This window comes from Cellvibrio sp. 25HG11W-0 (assembly GCF_057815475.1).
The window spans coordinates 706125-724428 of the sequence record NZ_CM174230.1 but is presented as its reverse complement, the minus strand read 5'-3'; the positions used below and the strand labels follow the sequence as shown (position 1 = coordinate 724428).

Below are 18304 nucleotides of genomic sequence, written 5' to 3'. Positions count from 1 at the left end.
CATGAAAACTCAAATTACACAGCTATTAGGTGCGTCATTAATCAGCGTAATGATCACCGCCTGCGGCGGAGCGGACACATCGCTTCTTAATCCCCCAAGTTCCTCTGTTGCGGCTATAGCAAGCTCACTAGCAGCTTCATCAAAAGCAGCTGACACCTCCGCCGCTTTCAGCAGTGTCGACTCTACTTCACCTAAAAAGCTAGGTAAGGGTTATGGCGATAATTTTGTTGAAGGTGAAATCGCCACTAACATTACCAGCGGAACCCTCTCCGCCGGCGGTACGACAATACTCACTATAAATGTTGTAAGCGACTCAAAGACATTGGTGACAACACCCATTGGGATAACTTTCAACTCCCCATGTATTGCCGCAGGTGAAGCTATTCTCAGCGTCGGCACAACAATGACCAATAAAGTCAGCGCTGACAATGGCGAAGCATCCATTTTATACACCGCCAATGGCTGTGTTGGCAGCGATCAAGTCACTGCCAGCGCCTCCATTGATGACAAGATTGTCAATGCACAGCTGATACTGACAGTAGAGCCCGATACAGTTCAATCAGTAACATTTATCGACGCAAGCCCCACACTCATTAGCATAAAAGGCACGGGGGGAGGCGAAACCTCACTTGTACGCTTTAAAGTTGTAGGTAGCTCTAAAGCACCAATCAAAGGGGTAGATGTCGATTTTACGCTAAGCACCTCAGCAGGAGGCCTTAAGCTAGCGAACGCCACAGCAAAAACAGATAAAAACGGATATGCCAACACTACAGTACAAGCTGGCTCTATTCTCACATCTGTGCGAGTGACCGCTATAGCGCGAGATACCGGCATTTCCACAACCTCAAGCCAGTTGATTGTTTCGACTGGCATCCCCGATCAGGACAGTATGTCGCTCGCCGCTACAGATACCCATCCTATCGGCTGGGACATACAAGGTGTTGAATCAATACTGACAGTACGGCTCGCGGATGCGTTCAACACCCCCCCACCAATTAACACCGCAATTGCCTTTACCACAGAAGGTGGATCAATTGGCTCAAGCTGCACAACCAATGCAGAGGGTGCATGTACCGTAAAATGGATCAGCCAAAACCCCAAACCTAATCGCAACAGTAACGACGAAAGTGTAGATCGCAGACTATGCGTTAAGACTGATGGAAGCTGGGTTGATGATTTCTCTGCCTGCGTTATTGAGCGTGCAGGGCGCGTAAAAGTCCTCGCCACGGCAATTGGCAATGAAAGCTTTATTGATGCCGACGGCTCGGGTTATTACGAAAAAGATAAAGACATTTTCCGCAATCAAAGTGCCGGCGGCAATTGCGCGCCAAATGTACCGGCACTATCTGGCGAAACGCCAGCCAACTCCGGCACCATTCCTTGTGATGACCTATCCGAAGCTTATTTAGATAAAAATGAAAACAACATTCACGACAATGATGAAGAGTTTATAGATTTCACGCCAAAAGTACCTGACAACGCCTACTCAGCAGGCAACGGAATTTATAACGGTATACTGTGCTCTGCAGCCGACAAAGCTTTAGGCAATTGCTCTACAGAGCAAATCACTATTCGCCGCGACATGAATCTCATCATGACCAGCCGAGATATACTTCTTAGAAATGGTTCATTTCCTTTCGTGGCGACGTCCCTGCCCCTTGGCTTCAAACCCAGTTTAACTAGCACTTCATTTTTACTTGCCGACATTAATGGCCACGGCATAGGAGCTGGTAGCACCATCGCTATAGATTCTGGCAACCTCAGCAATGCTACCGCCGGACTAAGCTACAAGGGACCATTTCCTGCGTCTGACAATGGTCAGTGGATAGGCGTTACCATTAAGGCAACTAGCGACACTGAGCGGCCAGCCGGATCGTTCAATATTGTTGTAACAACACCCACGATACTAGGGCCACGCCTTACCTCACAAACTATTACGATTAACTAAGTACCAACAACTCTAAAAGCCTCGCCTGCCGAGGCTTTTAGAGTTGTCTATTTCAATAACCATTAAACGACTCAACGATTAATCCCCCGCACAACCCTCGCCTCAGCAACTAATATACACTGCAACACAGCCATGAAGAGCTAGCCCCCACAACAGAAAACGACATAAGGAATTTGTCATGAAAATAGCACCAGTCCTCATTCTCTTTATTTTTGCCGCTAGCGCTAGCGCCCAAGACTGCAGCCGCCACAGCACCGCAATTAATAACCTTGAGCGGCAAATGCGCAATGGTGGTAGCGCCCACCAAATAAGCAATTGGAAAAAACGACTAAAATTACATCAAGATGCATCACAGCAATGCAAAAGACTTAATGGTGATGGTGAAAGAATACGTGTTGCGTCTGGCAGCACTCAATATAAAAAAACAAAATATCGCTCCGAAAAGCAGTACAAAAGTAAATTATCAAACCCACAACTACAACAATTGATAAAAACCTGTAACTTTTGGATAGCCGAACATAACAAAAACCCTTCGCCAGAAAACAGAGCATTTAAAGACAACGCCTGTCGCGATGCTCGAACCATGGAGACAGAGCTCATAAACCCAACAGAAAAAGTAGTTTACACTCAGGTAAAAAGGGTTAAAGACTGCATAAAACCCAATAACACATTAGATAATGAGGTAAGAGCATGTATGGAGGGAAAACTAATCCCCTATTGGAAGGTTAAATAAGGACATAGCGAAACTGCTTGGCTTTTAGCATTAACTTTGTACAATGTGTCGCAAAATAAATGCGAACTGAGTAGAAGACCAAGGCAACTAAGGGAGTTTTACAATGAAGTTTTTCTTAAAACACAAACTATGGATTGGCGCTGGCAGCATTGCCGCAATATCACTTGTAGCCATTGTTACACTCGGCTTCAACCCCAAATCAGCAGCGCCCCTCACCGCCACAACAGAGAGCGCACCAACACCTGCAATTGATTCCCCGCCAGAAACTAGTGCCCCAGCGCCTGACTTCTACCGCGAAGCGCAAGAGCGGCGCGCCAGAATGCTAGCAGAAAAAGAAAATCTCGAAGAATTCAAAAAACGTCAGCTTGCCAAAGAGCACAGTGTTGAATGTCGTTTTTGGAAACAGCAGCAAGAGCTGGGCAAGTCTGACAAGGCGAATGATAAAGTTATTGAGCACTGCCAGCTGCCGATATCTGCAGAACTCAATGCTGCACTTGCTGACAATGAAATAAATGAGGAAGGTATTGAGAATAAAGAAGAAATGGAACCCAACAACATAACTCCTAGCAATGTCAGCCAAACTAATTCTATTCAGCAAGGCAATATCAACTAGTTAAAACGATTCCAATTCAATAACACCAAAAAGTTATGAGCCAAACATTAGAGTCCTTATTAAATTGCTTACCCCAAACTGGCCAAGTACGCTGGATTGGGGTACGCCCGCCACATCACAAATTAGCGAGCGGTAAAGTAGAGAAATCGCCAATGCACATTGTAGATGCGGTCGAGGCACGCCGTGATTGCGGCTTAATGGGTGATCGCTACAAAAGCAGCAGCGGTAAACGTCATGTCACGCTCATTCAATGGGAACACTTTGCGGTAATGGCCGAGCTTTTAGGTCGAGCCAATATTACACCTGAATTATTACGCCGTAATATTGCCGTTAGTGGCATCAATCTCCTTGCACTCAAACATAAGCACTTTCGCATAGGCACAGCCATATTAGAGTACACAGGCCTAGCCGATCCTTGCTCCGCCATGGAAAGCACCTTCGGGCCCGGTGGATACAACGCAGTACGCGGCCACGGTGGCATCACCGCCCGCATAGTGGAATCAGGTATTATTCGCCTAAACGATACCCTCAACGCACTAGCACCTAAAGAAACGTAAGCATCCTGCCTCAATCCGACCATTAAGTCGCCAGCAAACCCGCTACACCTTCATAACTAAGCTTTATTCCCGCCAAAAATAAAAAACCGTAACTCAACCAATAAAATATTTGGTCTGATACCCGCTTATGCAAATAAACACCAAGTAAAACCCCCAAAGGTGCTAGCGGCAAAAGTATCAATGAAATTTTAAAGGAGCTGGCACTAATCTGGCCCAGCCATACATAAGGGATGAGTTTTATAAAATTGATAATGGAAAAAAACAAAATGGTGGTGCCAGCAAAAACAGATTTTGGCAATTGTTGCGGCAACAAGTAGATGGCAATCGGCGGACCGCCTGCATGTGCAATATAACTAACATAGCCTGCTACGGCGCCCCAAAAAGTTCCCGCTACAGGGCTAGCTTGGCGCCGACGTAGGCTTACTAGAAACTGGCGCCCCCAGAGATAGTGCAAAACAAAGTAAATTGATAAAAACCCAACAATCACTCGCACCGCATCTGCATTGGTCAGTTGAAAGGTGAGTGCACCTGCTAAGGTGCCCAAAAGTGCGCCTGGCAACAAAATCCTTAAATTTAACTTATCCCAAGTACCACGAAAACTCCACAAGCTCACCGCATCCATGCCGCAAAGTATCGGCAACATAACCGCTGCAGCCAAACGAGGATCGATCATCAATGAAAGCAAAGGTACGGCAAGCGTGCCAAAGCCTCCACCAAAGCCGCCCTTAGACATACCCACTAAAATTACCACTGGCACTGCGAGCCAGTAAAAAGCTAGATCATTCATGCACATTCACAACACAATAAAAGCGTGCAGCATGACGCCTTCAGGTGGAGATATCCAGCCAACTTACACAGCTAAACACGAACTGCAAATTACTCCATGGCAACAGGGTGATAATCATATTCACAATAATTCGAGTCCAAGTCGCAAACCTCCATCAACAGATAAAGAGGTTCTGGAAAATGCCCTGTGAACAAAGGGGCTATATCCGCCTCACTGGATGAATTATCGCAAGACATGTAGAAGTCGGTCGTATATTCACACAGAAGATTTCCGCGCTGATCGCACCAACGGCCAGCCCCGCAAACTTCCGAGTGAACAACTATAGCGCCATTAAAATCAGGACGGTCATTAATACTAAGAGTAACGCTGTAATCCTCCAGACTATTTACTCTCCAAAAAACCTCGAAATATCCATAATCAATATAGGGGCTTAAAGCAAGGGGAGGATGTTGTGGTATTGCGGTGTCAGTTTGATAGGAGTCAATCATATCGAACGCGCGTAAGGTGGGGACGTAATTCTCATAAGGATCTGGTTGCAGCGCGACACTTTCGCCACCACAAGCCGACAAACCAAACCAACAAGCCATTAAAAGCGAAAAAAGCGATATGCGATTCATAATAACAACTCCTCTAGTCATTACACGATACTAGGAGCCGACAACTGAATCACAACTGAACTACACCATCTCACTACACAATCAAATACGCAGCACAAAAAACTAGCCGACATTTTTCAGACTGAACCTCGAGTACTGATCTTTTTTGTCAGGCTTAAGCACGCAAACCTATTTTCGCCTTTTGGTTAACTGCCCCATCATCTTCTAACAGCGCGTACTGTGAATGGTCGGGGTGATGCACCACAACTACCGGTTCCATAAATAAAGGCCGACGCACGAATGCCAACTGCCACCCAAACCCCTCTAAACTCTGCAGCGCTAGCAATTGCGCTTCATTAAGGTATCGCCCTACATCCACAGGCACCGCACGTTGCACGCCACGTTTATCATTCTCTAAATAGTGTAAGCGTTCAGAAAGTGAAGGCGATGTTGCGCCGGGAGAGATATGATGCAAATTGCTTGCTAAAGTACGCATTTCACTGCCTCCAATACTTTCATGAAATCAATAACACTAAAATACGGATAACATCTAATACACTCTCGGCCCAACACAGCAGTGAGACATCACGTCGATGAAGAGCGATGACCCACAGCCGAGCTATTGGCAACAAGCCACTGCTCAACCTTCATTCACGGCAAGTATTTTTCAGTTGAGCCATTCAATGATTCTATTTGACGATACACTGCACCTATTCTCGCGCCATCTGAAGTTGCTGTCCAAAACCCTATTGATATATCAATTTTTTTTGACAGCAGACATTAAACTATTCCAACGTTTTAATACCCCTATAGAATATAAGCACCTGCTCTATATTTAATAATCGTCAATACCCCCAAGGAATTCACAATGAAACTTTATGGTAGTTATACGTCCCCCTTTGTGCGCCACTGCCGCATAGCGCTGTTGGAAACACAACTCAAGTGTGATTTTATCGAAACCGACACCTTGGCCAGCGCACAGCTATCGCCAACACAGCGGGTGCCATTTTTACAAGATGAGGATGTATTTCTAACGGACTCATGCTCTATTATTAAATATCTGCGCGAAAAATCTGGTCAGACTTTTTGTGCGAATGTAAAAGAGCTAGACAACTTCTGCCTTGTGAGCACTGCGATGGACGCCACCGTAAATCTATTTTTTATAGCACGTGATGGCGTTGATACAACACAAATACCTTACCTGCAACGACAAGCCGCGCGAATTCAATCCACCTTAGCTGAACTCAATCAACTTGAATTTTCGCCGCTAGCTCTACCGCAGGACAGACTTTTTAATGATGCGCAATTACGCTTAGCGTGCTTTATGGGCTGGGCAAAATTTCGCCAGCAATTAGACTTTTCTGAATTTGAAAATCTAGAAAAACTCTATCAAAATGCGCAGGGCTACAACCATTTCATTGCCACCCAGCCGCCCCAAGCCTAGATACACAAGAGAGCATCTAGGTTGGCAATTATCAATCTAGATGCCATAAACAATTTTAGGTTTACGCAATTGCTTGGCTGTATACACCAACATCAAGGCAGCACAGACCAATGACACCAGCCATATATAAACATAATTAATTGGCGCTGAATCGCCGCCCAGTAATAGCTCTTTAATTATGACTTGATGACTTAACACTGGCACCCAGCGAAACCATTCAAAATACGCACTCGGATTAAACATGGTATAAAACAACGGAACCATAGGAATAAATACCATCAAACCCATGTAGGTTTGCGCATCTTTAAAACTGCGTGCGAAAATTGAAATTAAAAATTGTAAGCTAGTTGCCATAAGGGCCAATGACGCAAGAACGACAAATACACCAACCAGATCCAAAGGCGTTACATTCACACGCAGCCCCAGTTCATCGAATGGCACATAGGCAAAAGCGACCGCGAATAAACTCAGCTCAACTAACAACACCAACAGCGTGAGCGAAAAACTCGTCAACCATTTTCCCAGTAACAACATAGCAGAGCTTATTGGTGTAATTAACAGGGACTCAAGTGAACGCCGTTCGCGCTCGCCCGCCGTCATATCCGCACTAAACCCTACACTCCCCATAAATGCCGTTAAGATTAATAACATGGGTAAACTTGCCATGACAAAAAATCCCATTTTTTCATCACTGGCAACATTTAAGTCACGAATAAGCACCGGATTCACAATACCTGGCGCAATGCCGCGAGCCAGCACTCTTAAGCTGCCCATACGACCATTCCAACCCCAAATTTGTTGGCGAACAAAATTCAAACTGCCTTGAATCTTGTTATTAGTTGCATCGAAAACTAAAGCCAACTCGATAGACTCACCTGTCGCAAATTTTTCGCTAGCATCCTCTGGAATAATAAGCGCATAGCCTAATTTACCCTGCTCAACTTGGCGATAAGCATCTTCGCCCACAGCCTCCACCTTTACACCGCGCTCTTCCAACCAATCAATAAGCTGAGGCAATTCACTTGCGCCCATCACCGCCAACTGAATAGGGTCCTGAATTGTTGCCCGCGACTGATTGCTCATATGAATGATAAATAATGATGAAGCAACAAATACCACGACAAAATATACCGGCATTAAAAACACCATGCGCAAGCTCTTTTTATCACGCAAGCAGTCTCGCCATTCCTTACGTAATACTATCGATATTTTTTCCCAAGCGTTAAACATGACGCAACTCCTTGGCTGACGCTGCAAGCTCTTGATCGGACACCAAATTAATAAATGCATCCTCTAAATTGTTGGCACTGCCTGCCGCCATGACAGCATCCAAATCTCCATCTGCTACAATTTTCCCTTGGGCTATTACAATAATGCGATCACAGAGCCCACTCACCTCATGCATTAAATGGCTAGAAAAAATAACGCAGCGCCCCTGGGCTTTTAGCTCGTGCAACAAATGACGCACAGCACGCGTGGTAATAACATCCAGGCCATTAGTAGGTTCATCCAATAAAACATGTTGTGGCTGATGGACTATAGCGCGCGCCAATGCCGTTTTCATTCGCTCACCCAAAGAGAAACCTTCAGCGCGGCGTTCAGCAATTGAGGCCATGCCCAGCCATGAAATCAGCTGCTCAATCGACGCTTCTAAAGCAGCACCTTTCAGGCCTTGCAGTTCGCCAAAATAGCGAATATTTTCTCGCGCCGTTAATCGTTTATAGAGCCCCGTATCATCAGGCAAAACACCAAGCTGTTGGCGTGCGGCATTGGGCTCTTTACTCACGTGAAATTCATTAACCCAAACATCACCACTCGTAGGCTGCAACAAGCCATAGATCAAACGCATCAAGGTTGATTTCCCGGCGCCATTCAACCCCAACAGCCCCGTAATTTCCCCATCGCGCAAGGTGAAACTGACATCATCCAACGCGGTAATGATTTGCGGTGTGGTGCGCTTACCCATAGGCAACCAAGGCTTAGCCGTTGCAACTGCGCCAAATTTTTTAGTGAGGTTTTCAATGCGAATCATGGCTGCAAACTCCCTGCAGATGAACTGCTACTTATCATGTCGGCTGAAGAAACTGAGGAGGCTGCAGACGACATGGACCCAGCCGATGAGGATTTTCGTTGATTGGCACCCAACACCAATGGCAGAGGTTTTATTTTAGCCACGCAGTCGGTATTGGTATTCTGCAAATTCCCCTGCTCAACAAACTGGGCAATTACTTGAGGTATACAGCCCTCACTCGACACACCGTGATTGCCACCAGCTGCACGTAATTTTATTGCATTTGGTAACGAATTAGCGACCAACTCTGCCCATGCAACCGGTGTAACAGGATCGTGCGCACCCGACAACAAGAGTGCAGGCACATCGCTAACGATTGGCTCCCAATAATCATCAGGCAAACTAGCCTTAGGCCAAAATTCACAAACAGTGGCCATTTCCTGCATAAAGTGTTTACCTAAAAACTCATCGTCCGTTACGGCCTCTAGTGCTTTATTAAAATGCCAATCCTCATTACACACGACAGAATAATGCATAGCTTCTGCCAAATTCATCTGCTGGCTTTGCTCTGCCGAGAGCGCCGCTAAGGCCGCCAGCAATTGATAATTCTCCTGCTCAGCCTCACTGATAGCGCGCGGTAGGAGCACGGTTAAATCCCGCGAGTAAAGCGCCATGAAAATAAGCTGCGAAAAGGTATTTGGGGTTAAGTGTATGGTTTCGGGTTGCTGATGGCGCGGATGCGGCGCAGTAACAACCAAGGTTTCTTCTGCTGCTTGCGCCTGCGCTAAACGCTGTGCCACTCGCTGCGCCTTTTCCACTATATCGCCAAAAATAGCCGCGCAATCTGGCTGCTGCGCGCACTCATCATTCACCGCCTTAAGTGCTGCCATAGTGTCGCGTGCGAAAAAACGTGGCAGCGCAATTGCTACCGGCGCCACGCCATCTAAAATGATAGTTCGCGTCGCCAGAGGATAACGGCGCGCATACTCCAAGGCGACGCGGGTGCCATAGGAGCCGCCCCATAAGTTAATCTTTGTATAACCCAGCGCCTGACGTACCGCATCTAAATCCTGCACGGCAAACGGTGTAGTATAAAATTCAGCTTCGCTTTTATGCTGCTCTGCACAACGCATTAAACGTAGGCGATTTTTGCGCAACTGTTCCGCTTCTGGCAGCAAGTTGTCGTCGCTATTAGGTGCTTCACAACGCAAGGCATTCGATTTACCTGTTCCGCGTTGATCCACAAAAATTAAATCGCGATTCTTCCGCACTTCCGCAAAGTTAGCGTGGAGAAAATTGGCCATCTCAATTGAGGATCCACCTGGGCCGCCCTGAATTAAAAAGAGCGGGTCACCTTTAACAACGGGGCTAATAGAGGGTAAGCGCAAAACAGCAACCTCTATCTTACGGCTGTTCGCGTCGGCAGGATTTTCAGCGAGGCTTAATGCTCCACATTGCGCGCCATACACCAAAGGCGCCTTACCCGTTTCTTCAAACCCGGGGCAGGCACTCAAAAAACTTTGCTCTTGCGCGGTATCAGTCGCCTTTTGGCTGCAAGCTGTGAGCAAGAATAGCGCGATAGCAGCAACTGCTGGTAGCACACCACGCCTTAGGGTAACTTTCTTCACCCGTAAGTCGGGCGAGGCAAATAATATCTTCATAAATAGATTCCACTCCTTAGTAAATCATGTGGGTGTGCGCGTTAATAATTCGCGCAATTCCGCCAATAGTTGCTTATCGGAAATTTCTAATTGGCGCGCTGCTAGCACTAGCTGCTGCAATTGAGGCTGCAAGTGCTGTATACGCATAGCATCCGATTGTATCGCATTTTTTCGCGCGGCTACGCGCATCGGTTTTCCGCGCTGCCGCTCAAGCTGCCCCTCGGTCTCCAAGAGGCTGTAGGCCTTAGAGATGGTCATGGGGTTTACCGCATGTTCTAACGCAAGCTCTCGCACCGAGGGCAGCTCATCACCCGGCTGCAATTGCCCACCGGCAATCATGCGCCGCAACTGCTCGACTAATTGACGATAGATGGGAATACCTGATTGGGGATTGAGGCTAAACATTAGCTCTTTACTCCCACAAAATTAATTCTATTCCACCGTTTTCTAGCCCAACTACGCATTGTATAAACCAACATAAACCCTATAGTAGCAATAAGACCTAACCACACCTGAGAACGGAACGAGTCATCACTATAAAACCAAAAAGTCACCCCCCAAAGTGCCATTGCCGCCGACGTCAAAAGACCCGGAGCCCAAGCCAACCACATCAAACTAGGACCTTTTAGTGCATAGAAAACCAAATTCATGTAAAAACAGGTAAAACCAAATACTCCACCAAAAAGTGTTGACCAAATAAATTGCAACGGACTAAAAGACAAATGTTCCAAGCTCAATACAACTACCAGCCCGGCTGCCAAAGGAATGATTGACGTTAACATTGCCGCGCGATAGTTAAGCATTTCGATTCTATTAAACACTTCGGTACGCGTTTCGGGAAAATAGATCCACAACGCCTTAACATTGCGAAATACGTGAACCGCAAGATAATTACAACTACCCAGTATTACCAACAACACTATTTGACTTGCCCACAATTTCTTTAATGCCGATGGCTCAGCACTAAATCCAAAAAAAATATTGACACCTAAATAAGCCAATGAAAGGACTAACACAATCCAAAAGCCACGCAAAAATACTGATAGTTTGCTATCAGCCCCACCAAGCAAAAAAGAATCTATGATATTTTTAGGCTGTGTAAAAAAACTGAACGTTCTATTAATTTTGACACCAATAAAGGGATCTCTCTTAAGCATCTCAGATTGAGATAGCGCCATAACATTGGTAAAGAAGCTTTTTGGCTTCCAACGAAACCACCAATGCGCAAACAACCCCCAAATTAAAACCAAAGGAAAAAGCAAAATCGGCCAAGGCAGATCGATCAACGCTTTTACAAGTGGAGTAATCCCCATAATGGGAAGAAATATCACCCAATAAGCATTTGACCAGAGAGATAGAAGATAGATAAGGCCGAAAACAAAGCAGGAAGCGATAAGGAATGACAACAAGCTAATCGAAACCAGGTCAGTAGCTCCTCCTTTCATAAGGACAGCCACTGGAATCATGCTAGCGGCCAAGGTTATAAAAATTACTAGAACTATAAATAATGACCGACGTAAATAGGACAGCATAGAAAACTGCTTACTCGTCACCATGGTAAGTATGGTTGCGGGAGACATAAAAACCAACAAAAACAAATAGAGCACTACAAGCGAAGTGCTGAGCGCCATAAGCACGGGATTATCAAAAAAATAGATTGCCACCAGCCCTAATATAAACAGCACCCCACAGGCGTAAAGTAGCCACTTCACTATCCCAACAGGCAGCGCCAAAAGTCTTAGTAAAACCCAGAAGTGCTTGAAGTGAGTGGCCCTTTTCATGAATTCATCTCCACGAAAATTTCTTCTAGCGACAGGAACTCTATTTGCACCTCAGCGTCAAATTCCCCTGCCAGTTGTTGCTGCATCTCTGGCCGCCAAGGCATGACAGTTGCCGACATATGGCTGCCTTGCTGGCGCTGACGAATGGCATTAGGAATTTTATAGTTTTGCAGCAATTCAGGCGCCGCCGTAAAGCTGATACGCGCAACACTCTCTTTCAGTTGATCTAGACCGCCCTGATAATTTAACTCGCCATCGCGCAGCATCCAAACCTGATTGGCGAGGCGCTCCACATCAGAGACGATGTGCGTAGAAAATATTACCGCGCGGCTTTCGTCAGCGGCCACATCCACTAGCTGCTGTAAAAACTGACGGCGCGCTATAGGGTCGAGACTCGCCACGGGTTCATCTAATACCAACAATTCCGGTTCGTGTGCCAGCGCTAATAGAATTGATAGTTTTTGTCGCTGCCCTACCGACATTTTATTGAGCAGCACATCCATAGGTACCATCCACTCGGCAATTAATCGATCGACTAAGTCCTGATTCCATTTAGGGCGAAAGGCTGCAAACAGCTCAACGTGCTCCCTCCCCGTGAGGCTGCCCATCAATTCATCTTGCTGAGGTACAAAGCCAATACGCTGTTTTGTTGCATCTTTAATATCGGTGGCCGCCACATCCCAAAGCCTTACTTCGCCACAAGACGGATAACCAAAACCCAAAATAGTTTCTAGTAAGGTCGTTTTACCCGCGCCATTTTTACCCAAGAGCGCAATGACTTGGCCTGATTCAACCTGTGCATTTATACCTTTGAGTACGGTTACGCCATCAAAACTGCGCTGTAATTTTTCAATCATGATCATTATGATTCTCCTATTTTCTCTCACGTCTGAACCCTACTTAAAAGTCCATCCCCAAATAAACAATGGTTACCACCGAGAGCAAGTTATTAATGCCGTGCAATAAAATCGGCAGTAGCAAAGAGCCCGATTTTTCGCGTGCGAAACCGAGTATTAACGAGAACACAAATAGCATCGCTAATATTGGCCAGGCATATTGACCATAATGCAGGAGCGTAAATAAGAGCGAGGTAAGCAGCAGCGTTCCGCTAAAACCTAAGCGGGTATTGCGCCAGGCTTTAAACAGATAACCACGGAAAATAGTTTCTTCCATAATCGGGGCGAGCAGACTTATAACTAAGGCGACTCCAAGGTGCTGGCTGCCTTGTACCATTTTTATGACGTCGCCCCCGTCCAATGTAAAGGCATAGGTGAGCAGTGTTTCAACGATTAGGTACAGCGCGAGAATCCCCGTATAGCGTTTGAGTAATGCCATGCGAACAGGATTAACCGCTAAGGTTTGACGCCACGATTGCTGAGGGAAATTTGCCGCCCAATAGATGACTGGCATAATGCATATGAACTGGAATAGATACATGCCCGCCAAGCCTGCAGGCGTATTGAATGCTGCCTGCACCGCAGCACCAATCACCTCTGGATTTATAGCGGTATTGCCCGCGCGGGCAGCATTAAACCCTTCCACCGCGCCCAAATAGATACCAAACCCCATAGAACCCAGTAGGTAAGCCACCACTATTGCCAGCAGCCACCCAAAACTCGGCTTTAGCTGCGGCAAGTTGATAGAGACAGGCGGGGATTCTTGATAATTATTGTTTGATTCGGGTGATAATTCAGGCATAGCGCCATCGCTCCATGAAGATAATGAATATTGAGAAAAAATTAACATGCTGCAGCAACAACATCTTTGACGTATTGCCACTTAGCCTTACACACAGAAAGAAAAACGAGTTTAAATTCCGCCCCAAAACCATGTGTATTACTACACTAATACACAATCGAATAAATAACAATATTTTGGCAAAAAAAAGCCCGGCAAAAGTGCCGGGCTGACCATCAATAAAACTCCGTACAATACTTAACTAGGGGGCTAAGCCATCAAGACCTATTACACCTAGTGGTGTTGTGAGGTTAATGCCGTCGCGCGCTACAGCGGTATACACTTCCCCCGCACTCAGAGACAGCGTTGCCTTAATGGCCTCTATGCTCGCCTGACCCGCGGGAGTAATGATCACATCGTAGCTACCCGCAGCGAGAGAGACATAACCGGTAGATGCCTTGAATGGAACATCGGCAAACGCCGGGGTTTGATTAGCCGTGCCGCTGCCGGGCGCAACCACATAGATATCCACATTGCCTGCGAGTGTCGATGCATGCACCAAACGAACCTTGGCTTCTGTGGCGACTTTACGGTTGTTATCCTCAAGCAGTAGGGGCTCTATAGTCGCCAAAGTTCCAACGGCTAATAGGCTGTACTCTTTTCCATTTACCAGCGGCACATCTGCGTCAATTACCGCAGGGGTAAGGGTTCTGGCTGGCGTGACTTTGAAATTGTACGTCGCGGCAGGCAGATTCAGATACGCTGTGCTCATTGGAAATGCAAGGTTACTGATTGCAGGGCTAGTGCCGTTGTTGGCGAGTACATCTACCGCTGGAGCATCTGCCGACGCATGCACTACACGCAAGTTAGCACCCGCAGATTTATCGTAAACCACCCCTACACTTGCGCCATCGAGCACGGCCAAATTAATCGGTGAAGCACCTGCGCCCACATTGCTGACTGCACCTATCAAGAGGTTTTTACCCGCCGCGAGATTAAGGGTGCCTGAATCAAACACCAGGGTGCCGTCCATTAAGGTCACGCGCACCTGATAGTCGCCTGCGGCAACCTCTACTGGCCCCAGGCTCCCTTTAAAAGCAAAGCTGCCCAATGCGCTCGCTCCGGCCAAGTCAGCGCCTGGCGCTGTTACAAACACTTTCACTTCAGGCGCACCTGCCGCCAAGTGGGCAACGCGCACACGGACTTTGGTTGCATCACTCAAGCTGCCAGTATCCGCAAGTATCAATGGCTCTATATCGACTACAGTATTCACCGCGATCACATCGTAAGCAGTTTTCCCTGCAAGGCTCAAGTCAACGGGACCAATTACTGTCACATTGCCACTGGGTACAATTCCTTCCACCGCAATATTGTAAGTGCCCTCATTCAAGTTCAGATAGCCGGTGGATTTTTGGTAATCAAGCCCCGATGCGGCGACCGAACCGTTAACCCACAGATTGACTTTGGGTGCATCGGGTGAAGCGTGAAATACCCGCACCATCGCCTGATCGGGCGGCACGACTGTCACGGTCGCAGTCGCCATACGCTTGGGGTCGTCATTGCTGGTCGCAGTCACATGATAGGTACCGGCAGTCATAGGTGCGGTATAGACACCGGCACTGGTGATTACGCCACCCATGGCTTCAGTCACAGCCCAGGTCACGGCGGTGTTTTTAGTGCCGGTTACGGTCGCGCTAAAGTTTTGCGACGCGCCCACTTTCAAGGTGGCCGTCACAGGGTCCAGTGTTACAGCAACATTCTTTTTATCATCGCTACCGCAGGCGGCCACAATCAAACCGAACAAACCAATTATCATAATTTTTAAAAATTTCATTGTCCTTTCCTCTTAGTAAGAAGCCTCTTACAAGCGACACTGTCGCTATAAAAATGGGCAGAATTTTAACTACGCGGCACGTTTGACCTATTCAGGGCTGTTGCTAGGAAGAATGCGCCTGTCAGGGAAATCGTGCCTGCCGTTGATACAACGGAAATTTCTACGCGCCGCTATGCAAGCAGGATCAACTAGGTCGGTAAATTTTTTGATCAACACTCCTTAAAACGCAAAAAGTCACAAGAACAGAAAATAATCTCCAGGGCGCTGATCCCTAGCCGTCGCACCAACGTAAACATGGGTTGGAATTAGCTTAACAAGCTATGAATATATGATCTTTCGGCCATAATGAGGCACTGAGTAATGACTTACGCAAGGGCAAGATCAATGAGTGGCGTGAAATCAACAGAGAGCAATGACCCCGATTGGGGCGCACTGTTAGAGCGAGTAGCCGAGGCGGATGACAAATTAGCCTTCAAACAGATCTACACCCACTTCGCACCACGTATAAAGGCATATGCCATTAACCAAGGCTTTAGCCAACACGCTGAAGTGCTCGTACAAGAAGTTATGATTAACGTGTGGCGCAATGCGGGTAAGTACTCCGCCGCGCTCGCCTCGGTATCGACGTGGATATTCACCATAGCGCGCAACCAGCGCATCGACATGCTGCGCAAAATGAATCGCAGCCGCGCTGAAATTGTGATAGAAACCGAAGAGTTGTGGCAGATACCCACAGAGGACACAACGATATTTTCGATACAAAATCTCTCCACCGAGAAATTTGTAAAAGGCCATATCGACCAACTACCTGAAGAGCAAATGATCGCATTGCGCAAAGTTTACTTTGAAGGTAAAACCCACGAAGAAGTAGCAGCGGAGCTAAAGATTCCTTTAGGCACGGTCAAAGGCCGCCTGCGCTTGTCACTGCAAAAATTGCGCGTAATGTTTGAGGTAAATGAATAATGAGCGCCCATCACCCTGACGATATGAACTTACTAAATTACACGGCAGGCAACCTCAGTGCGGCGCAAGCATTGGCAGTGTCAATGCACCTATGCGCTTGTCACAACTGCCGAACTCACATTAAAAAACTAAACAATGTGGGTGGTGCGCTGCTCGACAAGATTACTCCTGCGAGCAACTCTGATGCTGAGTTTGATGCGCTGTTAGATCGCCTGGAGCCCCATGCGACTTACGCTCAGCAACCTCAGGTAGGAACAATGAGCGATCGCAACAACAGCCACGCGCTCGATGGAAAAAGTGATGTAGCGACGGAAGCAGCAAGCACTACAGAATATCGCAACCCCTTGACTCGCTTCCTACCTGCGCCACTTAAGGATTTGCCTTGGCAACGTCAATCGAGTGAAATCAGCATGTTTGATCTCAGCAGCTTGATTAACGACAAGGGTTTTCAAGTGCGCTTACAAAAAATCAACGCTGGTGCACGGGTACCCAAGCACACCCATAAGGGTTTTGAGTACACCGTTATTTTAGCTGGGGGGTTTTCTGATGAGCTGGGTGTATATCACAGCGGTGATTTCATTGAGCGCGACAGCCAGCACTACCACAGCCCTACGGCACTGCAAAATGAAGACTGTATTTGCTTAACGGTATTAAATGCGCCGCTCAAATTTACGGGCTGGCAGCGCATTTTTAATCCATTTATGGCGTGGCACTAAATAAACTAGCCGAGGCATAAAAAGCTAATGGCTTTACTTACCCTCGGCCATAAACCCCGTTTCTAAACTACTGGGCATCTTGGGCGTAATATCCTGCCAGGCCCATATCAAACCGTGCACATAGCCCTCGCCTTTTACACTGGTATGACGCAAGCCTTGCATTTGATAATTTTGAAGCGCCAAGCCGTGGTAGCGGCGCTTTTTGATTTGCTTTTGTAGCTGCGCGATTGGCAGAGAGAAGGGTTTGTACTCCGCAGTCCCATAGGATATAAACGCGCGTGCAGGCAAGGCTTTGTGCTGTTTCGCATAATCCGCATCGAGCTTTAGCAAATAGCCATTATCCCAACCCGCCGCAGGGCTTATGGCAATATAGCGATCAAAAAAACTGGGCTCTTGATACATGGCATAGAGCGCAAACAAACCGCCGAGCGACGACCCAGACAGCGCGCGCTGTGCGGGATCGGCGCGATACGTCTGCTCAATCAAAGGCACTACCGACGCTTTAATGAACTGCAAAAAAGCAGCGCCGCCGCCGGAAGGCATTTTGCGCCCGGCCTCAACACTCGGCGTAAAATCGCGCTGACGCTCCACACCATAATCTGCCGCCCCGGGGTAAGAAAAACCCACCATTATAAATTCGGGTGCAACCTTGTCGTACATAAGGTTACCGTAGGTCGCACTCAAAAGTGGTTGGTCCCAATAGCCGTCTAAAAAATACAGCACCGGGTATTTTTTTGTGGGGTTTGTCGCGTAGCTTTCCGGCAGCGAAATAATTAACTCGTGATCATGCCCTGTTTGCACTGAATGCAACTGCAGGTAATGGGTATTTTGAATACTGAAGTGCCGTTCTGACTCAGCAGCAAATGCAGCTGCGGATGTAAATACCACTATGACAAGAATGGTTCGCGCAATAATACCTAACATAGATATGGCCTCTGCTTAAAACGACATGGTGCATGCGTTTTTAGTCTATCGGGCAATCA

At 47.1% G+C, this 18304-nt stretch carries 19 protein-coding genes; 7 read left to right on the top strand and 12 right to left on the bottom strand.

The genetic code is table 11. The features are described from left to right. Position 1 precedes the first annotated feature (1 nt). The 4 genes from AC0KUT_RS03170 to AC0KUT_RS03155 all read left to right on the top strand — a co-directional run bounded on the left by AC0KUT_RS03170 (position 2) and on the right by AC0KUT_RS03155 (position 3851). Complete coding sequence (locus tag AC0KUT_RS03170) at positions 2–1948, top strand: hypothetical protein (protein WP_488833440.1); 1947 nt, start codon at positions 2–4, stop codon at positions 1946–1948. A gap of 280 nt (positions 1949–2228) precedes the next feature. Further along, the gene (locus tag AC0KUT_RS03165; RefSeq protein ID WP_488833439.1) at positions 2229–2681 is read left to right on the top strand and encodes a hypothetical protein; all 453 of its coding nucleotides are present in this window, start codon (positions 2229–2231) and stop codon (positions 2679–2681) included. A gap of 103 nt (positions 2682–2784) precedes the next feature. Continuing rightward, the gene (locus AC0KUT_RS03160; protein ID WP_488833438.1) at positions 2785–3294 is read left to right on the top strand and encodes a hypothetical protein; all 510 of its coding nucleotides are present in this window, start codon (positions 2785–2787) and stop codon (positions 3292–3294) included. Between the two features lie 35 nt (positions 3295–3329). Continuing rightward, positions 3330–3851 carry an MOSC domain-containing protein gene (locus tag AC0KUT_RS03155; RefSeq protein ID WP_488833437.1) on the top strand — a complete coding sequence of 174 codons (522 nt, stop codon included), beginning with the start codon at positions 3330–3332 and terminating at the stop codon, positions 3849–3851. 22 nt (positions 3852–3873) lie between these two features. Here AC0KUT_RS03155 and AC0KUT_RS03150 read toward each other — a convergent pair whose 3' ends face one another. The 3 genes from AC0KUT_RS03150 to AC0KUT_RS03140 form a co-directional block, all read right to left on the bottom strand. Continuing rightward, positions 3874–4638, bottom strand: a complete 765-nt coding sequence (locus AC0KUT_RS03150; RefSeq protein WP_488833436.1) for a sulfite exporter TauE/SafE family protein — start codon at positions 4636–4638, stop codon at positions 3874–3876. An 89-nt stretch (positions 4639–4727) separates the two neighbouring features. Next, on the bottom strand, positions 4728–5255 hold the full coding sequence (locus tag AC0KUT_RS03145; protein WP_488833435.1) for a hypothetical protein: 528 nt from the start codon (positions 5253–5255) through the stop codon (positions 4728–4730). A gap of 154 nt (positions 5256–5409) precedes the next feature. Continuing rightward, positions 5410–5730, bottom strand: coding sequence for a hypothetical protein (locus AC0KUT_RS03140; protein ID WP_488833434.1), 321 nt, complete (start codon positions 5728–5730; stop codon positions 5410–5412). Between the two features lie 372 nt (positions 5731–6102). On the opposite strand from AC0KUT_RS03140, the gene AC0KUT_RS03135 reads away from it, so the two are divergent. Further along, positions 6103–6678, top strand: coding sequence for a glutathione S-transferase family protein (locus tag AC0KUT_RS03135; RefSeq protein ID WP_488833433.1), 576 nt, complete (start codon positions 6103–6105; stop codon positions 6676–6678). A 36-nt stretch (positions 6679–6714) separates the two neighbouring features. On the opposite strand, the gene AC0KUT_RS03130 is transcribed toward AC0KUT_RS03135, so the two are convergent. The 8 genes from AC0KUT_RS03130 to AC0KUT_RS03095 all read right to left on the bottom strand — a co-directional run bounded on the left by AC0KUT_RS03130 (position 6715) and on the right by AC0KUT_RS03095 (position 15642). After that, positions 6715–7908 (bottom strand): ABC transporter permease, encoded by a 1194-nt coding sequence (locus AC0KUT_RS03130; RefSeq protein ID WP_488833432.1) that lies wholly within the window; start codon positions 7906–7908, stop codon positions 6715–6717. Continuing rightward, positions 7901–8710 (bottom strand): ABC transporter ATP-binding protein, encoded by an 810-nt coding sequence (locus AC0KUT_RS03125; protein WP_488833431.1) that lies wholly within the window; start codon positions 8708–8710, stop codon positions 7901–7903. The genes AC0KUT_RS03130 and AC0KUT_RS03125 overlap by 8 nt, the downstream gene beginning before the upstream one ends. Beyond that, positions 8707–10350 (bottom strand): alpha/beta fold hydrolase, encoded by a 1644-nt coding sequence (locus AC0KUT_RS03120; protein ID WP_488833430.1) that lies wholly within the window; start codon positions 10348–10350, stop codon positions 8707–8709. Before AC0KUT_RS03120 ends, AC0KUT_RS03125 begins: the two co-directional genes overlap by 4 nt. 24 nt (positions 10351–10374) lie before the next feature. Continuing rightward, entirely contained in the window at positions 10375–10755 is a 381-nt protein-coding gene (locus tag AC0KUT_RS03115) for a GntR family transcriptional regulator (RefSeq protein WP_488833429.1), read from the bottom strand. Continuing rightward, positions 10755–12131: a hypothetical protein gene (locus AC0KUT_RS03110; RefSeq protein WP_488833428.1), complete on the bottom strand. Its 1377-nt coding sequence runs from the start codon at positions 12129–12131 to the stop codon at positions 10755–10757. Before AC0KUT_RS03110 ends, AC0KUT_RS03115 begins: the two co-directional genes overlap by 1 nt. Continuing rightward, positions 12128–12994 (bottom strand): ABC transporter ATP-binding protein, encoded by an 867-nt coding sequence (locus AC0KUT_RS03105; RefSeq protein ID WP_488833426.1) that lies wholly within the window; start codon positions 12992–12994, stop codon positions 12128–12130. The genes AC0KUT_RS03110 and AC0KUT_RS03105 overlap by 4 nt, the downstream gene beginning before the upstream one ends. A gap of 37 nt (positions 12995–13031) precedes the next feature. Beyond that, positions 13032–13829, bottom strand: a complete 798-nt coding sequence (locus AC0KUT_RS03100) for a CPBP family intramembrane glutamic endopeptidase (protein WP_488833425.1) — start codon at positions 13827–13829, stop codon at positions 13032–13034. Positions 13830–14070: 241 nt separating this feature from the next. Next, on the bottom strand, positions 14071–15642 hold the full coding sequence (locus AC0KUT_RS03095; protein WP_488833424.1) for a DUF4397 domain-containing protein: 1572 nt from the start codon (positions 15640–15642) through the stop codon (positions 14071–14073). Positions 15643–16026: 384 nt separating this feature from the next. On the opposite strand from AC0KUT_RS03095, the gene AC0KUT_RS03090 reads away from it, so the two are divergent. Further along, a complete protein-coding gene (locus AC0KUT_RS03090; protein ID WP_488833423.1) occupies positions 16027–16605 on the top strand; it encodes a sigma-70 family RNA polymerase sigma factor in 579 nt (192 codons plus the stop codon). Then, a complete protein-coding gene (locus tag AC0KUT_RS03085) occupies positions 16605–17321 on the top strand; it encodes a ChrR family anti-sigma-E factor (protein WP_488833422.1) in 717 nt (238 codons plus the stop codon). Before AC0KUT_RS03090 ends, AC0KUT_RS03085 begins: the two co-directional genes overlap by 1 nt. 33 nt (positions 17322–17354) lie before the next feature. Here AC0KUT_RS03085 and AC0KUT_RS03080 read toward each other — a convergent pair whose 3' ends face one another. Further along, entirely contained in the window at positions 17355–18245 is an 891-nt protein-coding gene (locus AC0KUT_RS03080; protein ID WP_488833420.1) for an alpha/beta hydrolase, read from the bottom strand. Between the last annotated feature and the right edge of the window lie 59 nt (positions 18246–18304).